At 60.4% G+C, this 14,542-nt stretch carries 14 protein-coding genes; all 14 read left to right on the plus strand.

Annotated elements, in window-relative coordinates; translation table 11 throughout:
* The first annotated feature begins 201 nt into the window (after positions 1–201).
* The 14 genes from flhA (at position 202) to ACM6IQ_RS08665 (ending at position 14,494) form a co-directional block, all read left to right on the plus strand.
* Positions 202–2,331 (plus strand): flagellar biosynthesis protein FlhA, encoded by a 2,130-nt coding sequence (gene flhA, locus ACM6IQ_RS08600; RefSeq protein ID WP_017337193.1) that lies wholly within the window; start codon positions 202–204, stop codon positions 2,329–2,331.
* Between the two features lie 11 nt (positions 2,332–2,342).
* The gene (gene flhF / locus ACM6IQ_RS08605) at positions 2,343–3,671 is read left to right on the plus strand and encodes a flagellar biosynthesis protein FlhF (RefSeq protein WP_414878524.1); all 1,329 of its coding nucleotides are present in this window, start codon (positions 2,343–2,345) and stop codon (positions 3,669–3,671) included.
* Between the two features lie 116 nt (positions 3,672–3,787).
* Entirely contained in the window at positions 3,788–4,618 is an 831-nt protein-coding gene (fleN, locus tag ACM6IQ_RS08610) for a flagellar synthesis regulator FleN (protein WP_008001746.1), read from the plus strand.
* Entirely contained in the window at positions 4,615–5,355 is a 741-nt protein-coding gene (fliA, locus tag ACM6IQ_RS08615) for an RNA polymerase sigma factor FliA (protein ID WP_007894214.1), read from the plus strand. The genes fleN and fliA overlap by 4 nt, the downstream gene beginning before the upstream one ends.
* Positions 5,356–5,522: 167 nt before the next feature.
* On the plus strand, positions 5,523–5,894 hold the full coding sequence (locus ACM6IQ_RS08620; RefSeq protein ID WP_003183998.1) for a chemotaxis response regulator CheY: 372 nt from the start codon (positions 5,523–5,525) through the stop codon (positions 5,892–5,894).
* 22 nt (positions 5,895–5,916) lie between these two features.
* The gene (locus ACM6IQ_RS08625) at positions 5,917–6,705 is read left to right on the plus strand and encodes a protein phosphatase CheZ (protein ID WP_017337195.1); all 789 of its coding nucleotides are present in this window, start codon (positions 5,917–5,919) and stop codon (positions 6,703–6,705) included.
* Positions 6,706–6,760: 55 nt separating this feature from the next.
* Entirely contained in the window at positions 6,761–9,007 is a 2,247-nt protein-coding gene (locus tag ACM6IQ_RS08630; RefSeq protein ID WP_017337196.1) for a chemotaxis protein CheA, read from the plus strand.
* 50 nt (positions 9,008–9,057) lie between these two features.
* A complete protein-coding gene (locus tag ACM6IQ_RS08635; protein ID WP_017337197.1) occupies positions 9,058–10,188 on the plus strand; it encodes a protein-glutamate methylesterase/protein-glutamine glutaminase in 1,131 nt (376 codons plus the stop codon).
* Positions 10,188–10,928, plus strand: a complete 741-nt coding sequence (locus tag ACM6IQ_RS08640; protein WP_017337198.1) for a flagellar motor protein — start codon at positions 10,188–10,190, stop codon at positions 10,926–10,928. Before ACM6IQ_RS08635 ends, ACM6IQ_RS08640 begins: the two co-directional genes overlap by 1 nt.
* A 15-nt stretch (positions 10,929–10,943) precedes the next feature.
* On the plus strand, positions 10,944–11,834 hold the full coding sequence (motD, locus tag ACM6IQ_RS08645; protein ID WP_017337199.1) for a flagellar motor protein MotD: 891 nt from the start codon (positions 10,944–10,946) through the stop codon (positions 11,832–11,834).
* A gap of 39 nt (positions 11,835–11,873) precedes the next feature.
* Positions 11,874–12,662, plus strand: coding sequence for a ParA family protein (locus ACM6IQ_RS08650; RefSeq protein ID WP_017337200.1), 789 nt, complete (start codon positions 11,874–11,876; stop codon positions 12,660–12,662).
* Position 12,663: 1 nt separating this feature from the next.
* Positions 12,664–13,542, plus strand: a complete 879-nt coding sequence (locus ACM6IQ_RS08655; protein WP_017337201.1) for a CheW domain-containing protein — start codon at positions 12,664–12,666, stop codon at positions 13,540–13,542.
* A 73-nt stretch (positions 13,543–13,615) separates the two neighbouring features.
* Positions 13,616–14,101, plus strand: coding sequence for a chemotaxis protein CheW (locus tag ACM6IQ_RS08660; protein ID WP_008024622.1), 486 nt, complete (start codon positions 13,616–13,618; stop codon positions 14,099–14,101).
* Complete coding sequence (locus ACM6IQ_RS08665; RefSeq protein WP_017337202.1) at positions 14,102–14,494, plus strand: DUF2802 domain-containing protein; 393 nt, start codon at positions 14,102–14,104, stop codon at positions 14,492–14,494. It begins immediately after the preceding gene.
* Positions 14,495–14,542: the final 48 nt, after the last annotated feature.

Raw genomic sequence — 14,542 nt, forward strand, 5'->3', positions numbered from 1 at the left:
CGCTCCCACAGGTTCTGTGTTCAACCCCGGTCTCTGTGGGAGCCGGGCTTGCCCGCGATGAGGCCGGTCCAGGCATCACCCATTCCGGTCAATAAACCCCTCTGTTCCAACCCTCGGCAAAAGTTGGAAGGCTTCTTGCAGTAGCCGCTCTGCGCCTGCTTCGGGCGTCAAAAGTTTGCTTTAAAGGAACGGGGAAAACCGGTGGATCGCTCTCAGTTTATCAACAATGCCCGCACAAACGTTGCCGACCTGAGTCGGGGCAATCTGGGCGTGCCGTTGTTGCTGCTGGTCATGCTGGCCATGATGATGCTGCCCGTGCCGCCGTTCCTGCTGGACGTGTTCTTCACGTTCAACATTGCGCTGTCGATTGTCGTGTTGCTGGTCTGCGTCTACGCCCTGCGGCCGCTGGATTTCGCGGTGTTCCCGACCATTCTGCTGGTGGCAACGCTGTTGCGGCTGGCGCTGAACGTGGCCTCCACGCGGGTGGTGATGCTCCACGGTCAGGACGGTCATGCCGCCGCGGGCAAGGTGATCCAGGCGTTCGGTGAGGTGGTGATCGGCGGTAACTACGTGGTTGGTATCGTGGTCTTCGCGATTTTGATGATCATCAACTTCGTCGTGGTGACCAAGGGTGCCGGGCGGATTTCCGAGGTGAGCGCGCGTTTCACCCTCGATGCGATGCCCGGCAAACAAATGGCGATCGACGCCGATTTGAACGCCGGTCTGATCGATCAAAACCAGGCCAAACTGCGTCGGATGGAAGTGGCCCAGGAAGCCGAGTTCTACGGTTCCATGGACGGTGCCAGCAAGTTCGTGCGCGGTGATGCCATTGCCGGTTTGCTGATTCTGTTCATCAACCTGATCGGCGGTATGGCCGTCGGTATTTTCCAGCACGGCATGACCTTCGGTGATGCTGGCAAGGTTTACGCGCTGTTGACCATCGGTGACGGTTTGGTGGCGCAATTGCCATCACTGTTGTTATCGACAGCCGCCGCGATCATGGTGACCCGTGCTTCCGGTTCGGAAGACATGGGCAAGCAGATCAATCGCCAGATGTTCGCCTCACCCAAGGCGCTGGCCGTGGCGGCGGGTTTGATGGCGGTCATGGGTCTGGTGCCCGGCATGCCGCACTTCTCTTTTCTGAGCATGGCGGCCCTGGCGGCCGGTGGTGCGTACCTGTTCTGGAAGAAGCAGAACACCGTCAAGGTTCAGGCCTTGCAAGAGGTCAAGCGTCAGCAGGAGCTGCTGCCATCGCCGGCCCGCGCTCAGGAAACCAAAGAGCTTGGCTGGGACGATGTGACGCCGATCGACATGATTGGCCTGGAAGTCGGCTATCGCCTGATCCCGCTGGTGGACCGCAATCAGGGGGGGCAGTTGCTGGCGCGTATCAAGGGCGTGCGCAAGAAGCTGTCACAGGACCTGGGTTTCCTGATGCCGACTGTGCATATCCGTGACAACCTCGACCTCGCGCCAAGTGCCTATCGACTGACCCTGATGGGGGTGATCCTGGCCGAAGCGGAGATCTATCCGGATCGGGAACTGGCGATCAACCCGGGCCAGGTCTACGGTTCGCTCAACGGCATCACCGCCAAAGATCCGGCTTTCGGGCTGGAGGCGGTCTGGATCGAAGTCAGTCAGCGTGCGCAGGCACAATCCCTCGGTTACACCGTGGTAGATGCCAGTACGGTAGTGGCAACCCACTTGAACCAGATTTTGTACAAGCACTCCAGTGAGCTGATCGGCCACGAAGAAGTGCAACAACTCATGCAATTGCTGGCCAAAAGCTCGCCTAAACTGGCCGAGGAGCTGGTGCCGGGCGTGGTGTCGTTGTCGCAGCTGCTCAAGGTGCTCCAGGCGTTGCTGGCCGAACAGGTGCCCGTACGGGACATTCGCAGCATCGCCGAGGCGATCGCGAACAATGCGGCCAAGAGTCAAGATACTGCCGCGCTGGTGGCTGCCGTACGCGTCGGCGTATCCCGTGCAATCGTCCAAAGCATTGTGGGGACTGAGTCGGAGCTGCCAGTTATCACTCTTGAGCCAAGGTTGGAACAAATATTGCTCAATAGTCTTCAGAAGGCAGGACAAGGCTCGGAAGAGGGCGTTCTGCTGGAGCCAAGCATGGCTGAAAAACTGCAACGCTCGTTGATCGAAGCGGCGCAGCGTCAGGAAATGCAAGGTCAGCCGGTGATTCTGCTGGTGGCCGGTCCGGTTCGCGCGATGCTGTCGCGATTTGGCCGGTTGGCAGTCCCGGGTTTGCATGTGTTGGCTTACCAGGAAATCCCTGACAACAAGCAAGTGACCATCGTTGCGACAGTAGGGCCCAACGGCTGAGGTAGTGGTTTATGCAAGTTAAGCGTTTTTTCGCCGCCGATATGCGTCAGGCCATGAAACTGGTTCGTGATGAGCTGGGCGCTGATGCCGCCATCATTGGCAACCGCCGGATCGCCGGTGGTGTCGAGCTGACGGCTGCCCTTGATTACAAACTGTCGGCGCTGGCTCCGCGTGTTCCGAACATGGAACTCGAGGACGAGCTGCGCAAGACCCAGTCGCGGATCGTGACCGCCCAGGCCGAACTGAGCCTGCGTAGCGAGGGCGAGAGCGACAAGTCCACCAATCGCCAGTTGTTCGCCGGCCTGCCACTCACCGCCGCCGAACCGCTGATCGAACCGACCTACACTGAACCCCGCCGTGCAGCCCCGGCCCCTGCGCCAGCCTCCAGCGGTGTCGATCCGCGGGCTTTCGATTCGATGCGTTTCGAACTCAACAGCCTGCGCGAACTGATGGAAGTACAACTCGGCTCCCTGGCCTGGAATCAGCTGCAAGGCAGCCGTCCGGCCCAGGCCAACCTGTGGCGTCGCCTGCAGCGCATCGGTTTGTCCGGTCCGTTGTCCCGCGATCTGCTGGAACTGATCACCGGCATTGACGAACCTCGTCAGGCCTGGCGCATGTTGCTGGCGCACCTGGCACGGATGATTGCCACGCCGGAAGTCGAGCCACTGGAAGAGGGCGGCGTGATTGCCATGGTTGGCCCTGCCGGCATGGGCAAGACCACCACGCTGGCCAAGCTCGCGGCCCGTTACGTGCTCAAGTACGGCGCGCAGAACATCGCGCTGGTGAGCATGGACAGCTACCGTATCGGCGCTCAGGAACAACTGAAGACTTTGGGTCGGATCCTCAACGTGTCGGTCACCCACATCGACCCGGGCCAGTCCCTGGTGCAGGCGCTGGACCCGTTGCTGCGCAAACGTGTAGTGCTGATCGATACCGCGGGTCTTCAGGCCAGCGATCCGGCACTGCGCATGCAGCTCGAAAGCCTGGCCGGTCGTGGCATCAAATCAAAAAATTATCTGGTTCTGGCAACCACCAGCCAGAAACAGGTTCTAACCGCCGCTTATCACAGTTACAAGCGCTGCGGGCTGGCTGGCTGCATCCTGACTAAACTGGATGAAACAGCAAGCCTGGGTGAGGTGTTGAGCCTGGCAATCAGTCATGAGTTGCCGGTGGCTTACCTGACCGATGGACCGCGGATTCCGGATGATTTGCATCTGCCGCGTCGTCATCAGCTGGTGAGCCGCGCCGTCAGCGTGCAAATGCAGGAAGAACCCAGCGAAGAAGCCATGGCTGACATGTTCGCTGATATTTACCACAGTCCGACCAAGCAGGTTGGCTGAGGTATTAATGAACAGTTTTTGTACCTACATCGATGGTCTGCCATGCATTGTTCCGTTTGTGAACGCGCAGCCAGTAATGTGGCCTCCGTCTATGCAAGACAAGGTAAAGAAATAACATGGGCAGCATGCATCCCGTACAGGTGATCGCGGTGACCGGCGGCAAAGGTGGCGTCGGGAAGACTAACGTGTCAGTGAACTTGTCCCTGGCTCTAGCTGAGCTCGGCCGGCGCGTCATGCTGCTGGACGCCGATCTGGGGCTGGCGAACGTTGACGTCCTGCTGGGGCTGACACCCAAACGTACCCTGGCCGACGTAATCGAAGGCCGCTGTGAGCTGCGCGACGTGTTGTTGCAGGGGCCCGGCGGTATCCGCATCGTCCCGGCGGCGTCCGGCACGCAGAGCATGGTGCATCTGAGCCCGGCGCAACATGCCGGCCTGATCCAGGCGTTCAGCGATATCGGCGACAACCTCGACGTCCTGGTGATCGACACCGCTGCAGGTATTGGTGACTCGGTAGTCAGTTTCGTTCGCGCCGCGCAGGAAGTCTTGCTGGTGGTCTGCGACGAGCCGACCTCGATCACCGACGCCTACGCGCTGATCAAGCTGCTGAACCGCGACTACGGCATGAACCGCTTCCGCGTCCTGGCCAACATGGCCCAGAGCCCGCAGGAAGGTCGCAACCTGTTCGCCAAGTTGACCAAGGTCACGGATCGCTTCCTTGACGTCGCCTTACAATACGTCGGTGCGGTGCCGTACGACGAAAGCGTGCGCAAGGCCGTTCAGAAGCAGCGCGCGGTTTATGAAGCTTTCCCGCGTTCCAAGTGCTCCCTGGCCTTCAAGGCCATCGCACAAAAGGTCGATACCTGGCCGCTGCCTGCCAACCCGCGCGGACACCTGGAGTTTTTCGTCGAGCGCCTCGTGCAACAAACGGCAGGACCCGTGCTATGACAGCCAGCGGTTACAACCTTTACAAGAAATCGGCACGTGACGCGCAGTACGAGCTGATCGAGCGTTACGCGCCACTGGTCAAACGCATTGCCTATCACTTGCTGGCGCGATTGCCGGCCAGTGTCCAGGTCGAAGACCTGATCCAGGCCGGCATGATCGGCCTGCTTGAAGTGTCGACCAAATACGACGCCAGCAAAGGCGCGAGTTTCGAGACGTACGCGGGCATTCGAATCCGCGGCGCGATGCTCGATGAAGTCCGCAAGGGGGACTGGGCGCCACGCTCGGTCCACCGCAATACCCGCATGGTCAGCGACGCAATTCGCTCGATTGAAGCTAAAACCGGCCGTGACGCTAAAGATCACGAAGTTGCGGCCGAACTCCAATTGAGTCTCGACGATTACTACGGGATTTTGAACGACACCCTGGGCAGCCGGTTATTCAGTTTCGACGATCTGTTGCAGGACGGCGAACACGAAGGGCTGCACGAGGATGGCGCGAGTGCTCATCTCGAGCCGTCACGCGATCTGGAAGATGAACGCTTCCAGGCGGCGCTGGCGGACGCGATTGCCAATTTGCCGGAGCGTGAGCGACTGGTGTTGGCGCTGTACTACGACGAAGAGTTGAATCTCAAGGAAATCGGTGAGGTCCTGGGGGTCAGCGAATCTCGGGTCAGCCAGTTACACAGCCAGTGCGCGGCCCGTTTGCGGGGGCGTTTGGGGGAGTGGCGAGCGCGCTGAAGGCAGTGTGGGGACACTGCGAACGTGGCTGGTGTGGTGTTGAACTGCGCCGGTCTCGATCTGTTGTGCTCCAGACAGTCATTGAGTGCTTTGCCGGATTGATTGAAATGGCGCGTCCAGGTGCTGGGCGCGTTTAAGACTGCTTGGAGGTCGAATTGGACAAGAACATGAAAATCCTCATCGTTGATGACTTCTCAACGATGCGGCGGATCATAAAAAACCTGTTGCGTGACCTTGGGTTCACCAACACGGTGGAGGCCGACGATGGCACTACTGCCATTCCGGTTCTCAACAGCGGGAGCATCGACTTTCTGGTAACGGACTGGAACATGCCTGGCATGACCGGCATCGATCTGCTGCGCCACGTACGCGCCGATGAAAAGCTCAAGCACCTGCCGGTGCTGATGGTGACCGCTGAAGCCAAGCGCGAGCAGATCATCGAAGCGGCCCAGGCCGGTGTTAACGGCTATGTGGTCAAACCCTTCACGGCCCAGGCGTTAAAAGAAAAAATCGAGAAGATTTTCGAACGCATCGGTTGAGAAACTGCGCCACGGGGGAGCTATGGACCACAACGAATCTTCACAGGGCGATTTTGAATCGACCCTGAAAAAACACGCGGTCGAATTGGTCGAAAGCCTTGAAAAAGGCAGGTTCGGCGACGCTGTGCAACTGATCCATGAGCTCAATCAGACCCGTGACCGCGGCCTGTATCAGGAAGTGGGCAAGCTCACCCGCGAGCTGCACAGCGCGATCGTCAATTTCCAGATTGACCCGCACATGCCGCAAGCCGAGGAAGTGTCGCAGATCACGGATGCCACTGAGCGCTTGGGCTACGTGGTGAAACTGACCGAGGCTGCAGCCAACCGCACCATGGATCTGGTCGAAAACTCCACACCGCTGGTCAACAGCCTGAGCGATGAAGCTCAGGCGCTGAGCACGGATTGGGGGCGGTTCATGCGTCGCGAAGTCGGGGCCGAGGAGTTCCGCGAACTGGCTCGGCGTGTCGACGGTTTTCTCACACGCAGCAGCGCGGACAATCGCGCAGTGTCGAGCAACCTCAACGACATTCTGCTCGCTCAGGATTACCAGGACCTCACAGGTCAAGTGATCAAGCGTGTGACCCAATTGGTCACCGAAGTTGAAAGCAACCTGCTCAAGCTCGTGCTTATGGCCAGTCAGGTGGACCGCTTTGCGGGCATCGAACATGACCGTGAAGCGATGCTTGCTGAAAAAGATCCGCAAAAACATCTCTCTCAGGGTGAAGGTCCGCAGATTCATGCCGATAAAAGAGAAGACGTTGTGTCCGGTCAGGACGATGTGGACGATTTGCTATCCAGCCTGGGATTTTAGAAATTTAGAATTTTAGGTTTTTTAGGTTTTTAGACCTGTTAGGAGCACCCCCTTAATGAGCTTCGGCGCCGATGAAGAGATCCTTCAGGATTTCCTGGTTGAGGCCGGCGAGATTCTAGAGCAACTGTCCGAACAGCTGGTCGAGCTTGAAAGCCGACCGGATGATGCGGACTTGCTCAATGCAATTTTTCGCGGTTTTCACACTGTAAAAGGGGGCGCCGGCTTCCTCCAGCTCAACGAGCTGGTGGAGTGCTGTCACATCGCCGAGAACGTGTTCGACATCCTGCGCAAGGGTGAACGTCGCGTCGACTCGGAATTGATGGACGTGGTTCTCGAAGCGCTGGACGCGGTGAACAGCATGTTCAGCGAAGTCCGCGAACGCAGCCCGATCACGGCTGCCACGCCTGAATTGCTCGCGGCCCTGGCCCGTCTGGCCGAGCCGCAAACCGCCGATGAAGCCGCACCTGTGGCTCAAGTGGTGGAAGAACCGGCTGCCGAAGCCGAATCAGGCGACATCACCGATAACGAATTCGAACAACTGCTGGACTCGCTGAACGCCGTCAAGGCTCAGGCCGAGGCGCCGGTGGCGGCTGCGCAGCCTGCCGCGGATGCAGCAGCCAGCGACGAAATCACCGATGCAGAATTCGAGTCGTTGCTCGATCAATTGCACGGCAAAGGCCAGTTCGCCGTCGACGCGGTGGCGGCACCTGCAGCCCCCGCCGCACCGGCTGCCCCGAAAGCGGCAGGCGACAGTTCCGACATCACCGACGACGAGTTCGAAGCACTGCTCGATCAACTGCACGGCAAGGGCAGCTTTGCCGTCGACGCGCTGGAGTCGGCCATTGCTTCGGCCCCGGCCGCCGCGGTGCCTACCGCTAAAGCGGCTGGCAGCGATCTGATCTCGGACCACGAGTTCGAATCGCTGCTCGACGAATTGCACGGTAAAGGCAAGTTCACCGAAGTCGGTACCGGTTCTGCCGCTTCTTCGGTAGCCGCGCCTGTCGCCAAAGCCCCGGCACCTGTCGCCAAGGCGCCCGAGCCAAAAGCCGAAGCGTCGAAGCCTGCTGCCGCTGCTGCACCGGCCCCAGCCCGTGCGCCGTCCGCGCCGCCGGCGGAAAAACCGGCCAGCGAAGCCGAGACCACCGTACGGGTCGACACCGCGCGCCTCGACGAAATCATGAACATGGTGGGCGAGTTGGTACTGGTGCGTAACCGCCTGGTTCGCCTGGGTGCCAACAGCGCCGATGAAGCCATGTCCAAAGCCGTGTCGAACCTCGACGTGGTCACGGCGGACTTGCAAACCGCGGTCATGAAGACCCGGATGCAACCGATCAAGAAAGTCTTCGGGCGCTTCCCGCGTCTGGTTCGCGACCTGGCTCGCCAGCTCAAGAAAGAGATCAACCTGGAGCTGGTCGGCGAAGAAACCGACCTCGACAAGAACCTTGTCGAGGCACTGGCCGACCCGCTGGTCCACTTGGTGCGCAACTCGGTCGACCACGGTATCGAAGAGCCGGCTGACCGCGAAGCGATGGGCAAGCCGCGTAGCGGCAAAGTGATCCTGTCCGCTGAACAGGAAGGCGACCACATCCTGCTGTCCATCTCCGATGACGGCAAGGGCATGGACGCCGACGTGTTGCGCGGCATCGCGGTGAAGAAAGGCTTGATGGACAAGGATGCGGCAGACCGCCTCAGCGAGTCCGATTGCTTCAACCTGATCTTCGCACCGGGTTTCTCGACCAAAACCGAGATCTCCGACGTGTCGGGCCGTGGCGTGGGCATGGACGTGGTGAAAACCAAGATCGCCCAGCTCAACGGCACCATCAACATCTACTCGACCAAGGGCAAAGGCTCGAAGATCGTCATCAAGGTGCCGTTGACCCTGGCGATCATGCCAACGCTGATGGTCATGCTCGGCAACCAGGCGTTTGCGTTCCCGCTGGTGAACGTCAACGAGATCTTCCACCTCGACCTGTCGCGCACCAACGTGGTGGACGGCCAGGAAGTGGTGATCGTGCGGGACAAGGCGTTGCCACTGTTCTACCTCAAGCGCTGGCTGGTCAGCTCCGCCGCTCACGAAGAGCAGCGCGAAGGCCATGTGGTGATCCTTTCGGTGGGCACCCAGCGGATCGGCTTCGTCGTCGATCAACTGGTCGGCCAGGAAGAAGTGGTCATCAAGCCATTGGGCAAAATGCTCCAGGGAACTCCGGGCATGTCCGGCGCCACCATCACCGGTGACGGCCGCATTGCGCTGATTCTCGATGTTCCGAGCATGCTCAAGCGTTACGCCGCACGGCGTATTTGATTCTGGGGGAGCGGGGCGACTGAGCCTCGCCCCCGCCTAACGGAGTGTTTATGGTAGTCAAGGTCCTGGTGGTGGACGATTCGGGGTTTTTCCGCCGCCGCGTCTCGGAAATTCTTTCAGCGGATTCGAATATCCAGGTTGTCGGCACGGCAACCAACGGAAAAGAGGCGATCGATCAGGCGCTGGCCCTCAAGCCGGACGTGATCACCATGGACTACGAGATGCCGATGATGGATGGCATCACGGCAGTGCGGCACATCATGCAGCGCTGCCCGACACCGGTATTGATGTTCTCCTCGCTGACGCATGAAGGCGCCCGGGTGACCCTGGATGCGCTGGACGCCGGCGCGGTGGATTTCCTGCCGAAGAATTTCGAAGACATCTCGCGCAATCCCGAGAAGGTCAAGCAACTGCTGTGCGAGAAGATTCTCAGCATTTCGCGCAGTAACCGTCGTGTCAGCGCTTACAGCGCGCCGGCACCAGCCCCGGTCGCCGCGCCAGCCCCGACCCCAGCGCCCTCCAGCGTCGGCAGTTATGGCAGCAACGCGCCGGCACGCCCGGCACCGATCCCGGCCCGTGCACCTGCGCACGCACCGTCGTCGCCCGCGCCGAAACGCAAAGCCTACAAGCTGGTTGCCATCGGCACGTCCACCGGCGGCCCGGTTGCCCTGCAGCGTGTATTGACGCAATTGCCGGCCAACTTCCCGGCCCCGATCGTGTTGATCCAGCACATGCCGGCGGCGTTCACCAAGGCCTTCGCCGAACGCCTGGACAAGCTCTGCCGCATCAGTGTCAAGGAAGCCGAGGATGGCGACATCCTGCGTCCGGGCCTGGCGCTGCTGGCACCGGGTGGCAAGCAAATGATGATCGATGGCCGTGGCGCGGTGAAAATCCTGCCGGGCGACGAACGTCTGAACTACAAGCCGTGCGTGGACATCACCTTTGGGTCTGCCGCCAAGTCCTACGGTGACAAAGTTCTGGCGGTCGTACTGACCGGCATGGGCGCCGACGGTCGTGAAGGTGCGCGTCTGCTCAAGCAGGGCGGCAGCTCGATCTGGGCTCAGGATGAAGCCAGCTGCGTGATCTACGGCATGCCGATGGCCATCGTCAAAGCCGAACTCGCCGATGCGGTGTACGGCCTCGATGACATAGGCAAGCACCTGGTCGAGGCGTGTATCTGATGGATGTACTCAGCCTTATCGGGATCATCATGGCGTTCGTCGCCATCATCGGTGGCAACTACCTTGAAGGCGGTCACCTCGGCGCGCTGGCCAACGGCCCGGCGGCGTTGATCGTGCTCGGCGGGACCGTCGGCGCGGCGCTGCTGCAATCGCCGATGAGCGCCTTCAAGCGCGCCATGCAGATTCTCGGCTGGATCCTGTTCCCACCGCGCGTGGACCTCGCCGGCGGCGTCGATCGCGTGGTGAACTGGAGCCTGACCGCCCGCAAGGAAGGTCTGCTCGGTCTGGAAGGGGTGGCCGACGCCGAACCCGACGCTTACTCGCGCAAAGGCCTGCAACTGCTGGTGGACGGCGCCGAGCCGGAAGCGATTCGCAGCATTCTGGAAGTGGATTTCTACACCCAGGAAAGCCGTGACATCGAAGCCGCCAAAGTCTTCGAAAGCATGGGCGGCTACGCGCCGACCATCGGCATCATCGGTGCGGTGATGGGCCTGATTCACGTGATGGGCAACCTGGCCGATCCGTCGCAGCTGGGCAGCGGCATTGCCGTGGCGTTCGTCGCCACGATCTACGGCGTGGCCAGTGCCAACCTGGTGCTGCTGCCGATTGCCGCCAAACTCAAATCCGTTGCATTGCGCCAATCGCGTTATCGCGAAATGTTGCTGGAAGGCATTCTGTCGATCGCCGAAGGTGAAAACCCTCGCTCTATCGAGTTGAAGCTTCAAGGCTTCATGGATTGATGGGGGTAATGGACTATGGCTCGTCGCCGGCAACCTGAAGAACATGTAAACCATGAGCGCTGGCTGGTTTCCTACGCCGACTTCATTACGTTGCTGTTCGCCTTTTTCGTGGTGATGTACTCGATCTCTTCGATCAACGAAGGCAAGTACAAGATCATTTCGGAAGCGTTGATCGGCGTGTTCACCGATTCGGATCGCGCGCTCAAGCCGATCCCCATCGGTGAAGAGAGACCGAAAACCGTGACCCCGGCCAAGCCGTTGGTCAAGGACAGCGAGCAAGTCGACGCCGGCATTGCCGGGGCCAGTGATCCGCTGAAAAGCATTGCCGATGACATCAGCGCCGCGTTCGGCGACTTGATCAGCTCCAATCAGATGACCGTGCGCGGTAACGAGCTGTGGGTCGAGATCGAACTCAATTCCAGCCTGTTGTTCGGCAGCGGCGACGCCATGCCCAGCGACATGGCGTTCAACATCATCGATAAAGTCGCCGCGATCCTGAAACCGTTCGACAACCCGATTCACGTCGAAGGGTTCACCGACGATCAACCGATCCGCACCGCGCAGTACCCGACCAACTGGGAACTTTCCTCGGCGCGTTCGGCGAGCATCGTGCGCATGCTGGCGATGCAGGGTGTGAATCCGGGTCGGCTGGCGTCGGTGGGTTATGGCGAATTCCAGCCGGTGGCCAACAACGCCACGGCGGAAGGCAGGGCGCGCAACCGTCGCGTGGTGCTGGTCGTGTCACGAAATCTCGATGTACGCCGCAGCCTCACCGGCACCGGAACCGCCCATGCGCAACCGGATGCCGCGTTGAAGCGCGCTGGCACACAAACTGCACCTGCACCGGTCAAGTCGCCGGGACGAGAGAACGCCGTCAATTCTCCGTCACCCGCATTAATACGTTGAGCTATTTCCCGGTCGAGTCGACCGGGAGGAACAATCCGAATGAGAGTCTGGGCCGTTGCCAATCAAAAGGGTGGTGTTGGTAAAACCACTTCCTCTATCGCTTTAGCCGGGTTGCTGGCCGAGGCGGGCAAGCGCGTGGTCGTGGTCGATCTCGACCCCCACGGCTCGATGACCAGCTACTTCGGTTACGACCCCGACAGCCTGGAGCACAGCAGCTACGACCTGTTCCTGCACAAGGGCAGCGTGCCGCAAGGCTTGCCCGGTCAGTTGCTGTTGCCCACCAGTCACGCGAGTATTTCCCTGTTGCCGTCGAGCACTGCGCTGGCGACGCTTGAGCGTCAGTCGCCGGGCCAGAGTGGTTTGGGCCTGGTGATTGCCAAGAGCCTGGCGCAACTGTGGCAGGACTTCGATTACGCCGTGATCGACAGTCCGCCGTTGCTCGGCGTGCTGATGGTCAATGCCTTGGCGGCCAGTCAGCAATTGGTGATTCCGGTGCAGACCGAGCACCTGGCCGTCAAAGGCCTGGAGCGCATGGTCAACACCCTGGCGATGATCAACCGCTCACGTAAACAGCCGCTGGCATTCAGCATCGTTCCGACCCTGTTTGATCGGCGCACGCAAGCCTCGCTCGGGACCTTGCGGGTATTGCGCGACAAATATCCCGAAGAAATCTGGCAAGGCTACATTCCGGTGGACACGCGTTTGCGTGACGCCAGCCGCGCCGGTGTGACGCCTTCGCAATTCGACGGCAAGAGCCGCGGCGTTTTGGCCTATCGCGCACTGCTCAAGCACATGCTGACGCAGCAATCCGTTGCGCAGGTGGCGTGAGATGAATCGCCCGGTAAAAATCACGTCCCGTCCGCAACTTGCGCTCCAGTCCTATCTGGACAGCTTGCTGATGGACGCGACCGAGGAGTTGTCGCCGGAAATCGAAGCGATTCCCGAGGTGGTCGAGGTTGAAGCGGCGCTGGACGAGTTCCAGGCTGCGGTGCTTGAAGAGCAGGCTCGTGATGCGCAAAAACCGGCTGAGAAACCGACAGCCGTTGCCGCTCCGGTCGCAGCACCTGTGGTGAAAGCCCCGGTGGCACTGATCGAGGCGCCGGCGCCGGTTCTGGCCCCCGTCTCGACCATCGCGCCGCTGCTGCAAGCCCTGGTGCCACCGATCGTCGAAGTCCATCTGCCACCGAGCAACACGCCGCCACCGGTGGAAACCGACGGTCGTCCTGCCTGGGCCGCCGAGCCGTTCGAATGTCTGTTGTTCGATGTCGCCGGGTTGACCCTGGCGGTGCCGCTGGTGTGCCTGGGCTCGATTTACTCCCTGGCTGGTCAGGAGCTGACGCCGCTGTTCGGCCAGCCTGAATGGTTCCTCGGGATCCTGCCGAGCCAGGCGGGCAACCTGAAAGTGCTCGATACCGCCCGTTGGGTCATGCCCGACCGCTATCGCGATGACTTCCGTCAGGGCCTGCAATACGTTATTTCGGTTCAGGGCTACGAGTGGGGGCTGGCGGTGCATCAGGTCAGCCGCTCGTTGCGCCTGGACCCGAACGAAATCAAGTGGCGCAGTCACCGTGGTCAACGGCCATGGCTGGCGGGCACGGTGATTGAACACATGTGTGCGTTGCTTGACGTATCCGAACTGGCCGAGCTGATCGCCAGCGGTGGGGCAAAGCACATGAGCGGCAGCAAGCCGAACCACAAACCGACATAACAACACGCGGGGCAAGTGACTTGCCATCGCACCGAACACACACCGCTAGCGCGGTTTTTCGAGGGGTCAGGGTATGAATGATAAGGCGTCGTCTGCAAAAGGTTCCGAAGATCCGATCCTGCAATGGGTAACCTTCAAGCTGGACAATGAAACCTACGGCATCAACGTGATGCGCGTTCAGGAAGTCCTGCGTTACACCGAAATCGCCCCGGTCCCGGGTGCCCCGAGCTATGTGCTGGGCATCATCAACCTGCGCGGTAACGTGGTCACCGTGATCGACACCCGTCAGCGCTTCGGCCTGATGAATGCCGAGATCAGCGACAACACCCGGATCGTCATCATCGAAGCCGACAAGCAAGTGGTCGGCATCATGGTCGACAGCGTGGCCGAAGTGGTTTACCTGCGTCAGTCGGAAATCGAAACCGCGCCGAACGTGGGTAACGAAGAGTCCGCCAAGTTCATTCAAGGCGTGTGCAACAAGAACAACGAATTGCTGATCCTGGTCGAGCTGGACAAGATGATGAGCGAAGAAGAATGGTCGGAACTGGAGAGTATCTGATTGATTCTCGAGGTAGCGGTCATTGTCCTGTTCCTTTTCTGGGCAGGCACGCTGGCGATGTTTCTGGCGTATATTCGGGGCCAGCGGCAGATCGCTGCGCAACAGGCCCAGGGCGATGCGCTGCGTGATCAGCGCATCAAGGACCTGGCCAAGCGCGTTGACGACTATCAGAGCGGCAATGTGCGCATGGGTGAAGACCTGCACGAGCTGCGCGCCGTCGTCGGGCCGTTGCCGGACAAGCTGGCCCAGCTTGAGCAGCGCGACCCGTCGAGCCTGTCGTTCGCCCAGGCAGCACGCCTGGTCGGAATGGGCGCGAGCGTCGATGAACTGACTCAGTCCTGCGGGTTGACCCAGGCTGAGGCGGAGTTGATGAGCAAGTTGCACAAGAACTGACAGATCAAAAGATCGCAGCCTCGTCGAGTGCAACGAGGCCGCGATCTT

Source organism: Pseudomonas sp. IT-P100 (assembly GCF_949767185.1).
Classification (GTDB): domain Bacteria; phylum Pseudomonadota; class Gammaproteobacteria; order Pseudomonadales; family Pseudomonadaceae; genus Aquipseudomonas; species Aquipseudomonas fluorescens_B.

What these genes read in the sequence shown, in the direction of transcription:
- flhF (WP_414878524.1), top strand. Translation starts at nt 2,343, where the DNA reads ATGCAAGTTAAGCGTTTTTTCGCCGCCGATATGCGTCAGGCCATGAAA.
- fleN (WP_008001746.1), top strand. Translation starts at nt 3,788, where the DNA reads ATGGGCAGCATGCATCCCGTACAGGTGATCGCGGTGACCGGCGGCAAA.
- fliA (WP_007894214.1), top strand. Translation starts at nt 4,615, where the DNA reads ATGACAGCCAGCGGTTACAACCTTTACAAGAAATCGGCACGTGACGCG.
- ACM6IQ_RS08620 (WP_003183998.1), top strand. Translation starts at nt 5,523, where the DNA reads ATGAAAATCCTCATCGTTGATGACTTCTCAACGATGCGGCGGATCATA.
- ACM6IQ_RS08625 (WP_017337195.1), top strand. Translation starts at nt 5,917, where the DNA reads ATGGACCACAACGAATCTTCACAGGGCGATTTTGAATCGACCCTGAAA.
- ACM6IQ_RS08630 (WP_017337196.1), top strand. Translation starts at nt 6,761, where the DNA reads ATGAGCTTCGGCGCCGATGAAGAGATCCTTCAGGATTTCCTGGTTGAG.
- ACM6IQ_RS08635 (WP_017337197.1), top strand. Translation starts at nt 9,058, where the DNA reads ATGGTAGTCAAGGTCCTGGTGGTGGACGATTCGGGGTTTTTCCGCCGC.
- ACM6IQ_RS08640 (WP_017337198.1), top strand. Translation starts at nt 10,188, where the DNA reads ATGGATGTACTCAGCCTTATCGGGATCATCATGGCGTTCGTCGCCATC.
- motD (WP_017337199.1), top strand. Translation starts at nt 10,944, where the DNA reads ATGGCTCGTCGCCGGCAACCTGAAGAACATGTAAACCATGAGCGCTGG.
- ACM6IQ_RS08650 (WP_017337200.1), top strand. Translation starts at nt 11,874, where the DNA reads ATGAGAGTCTGGGCCGTTGCCAATCAAAAGGGTGGTGTTGGTAAAACC.
- ACM6IQ_RS08655 (WP_017337201.1), top strand. Translation starts at nt 12,664, where the DNA reads ATGAATCGCCCGGTAAAAATCACGTCCCGTCCGCAACTTGCGCTCCAG.
- ACM6IQ_RS08660 (WP_008024622.1), top strand. Translation starts at nt 13,616, where the DNA reads ATGAATGATAAGGCGTCGTCTGCAAAAGGTTCCGAAGATCCGATCCTG.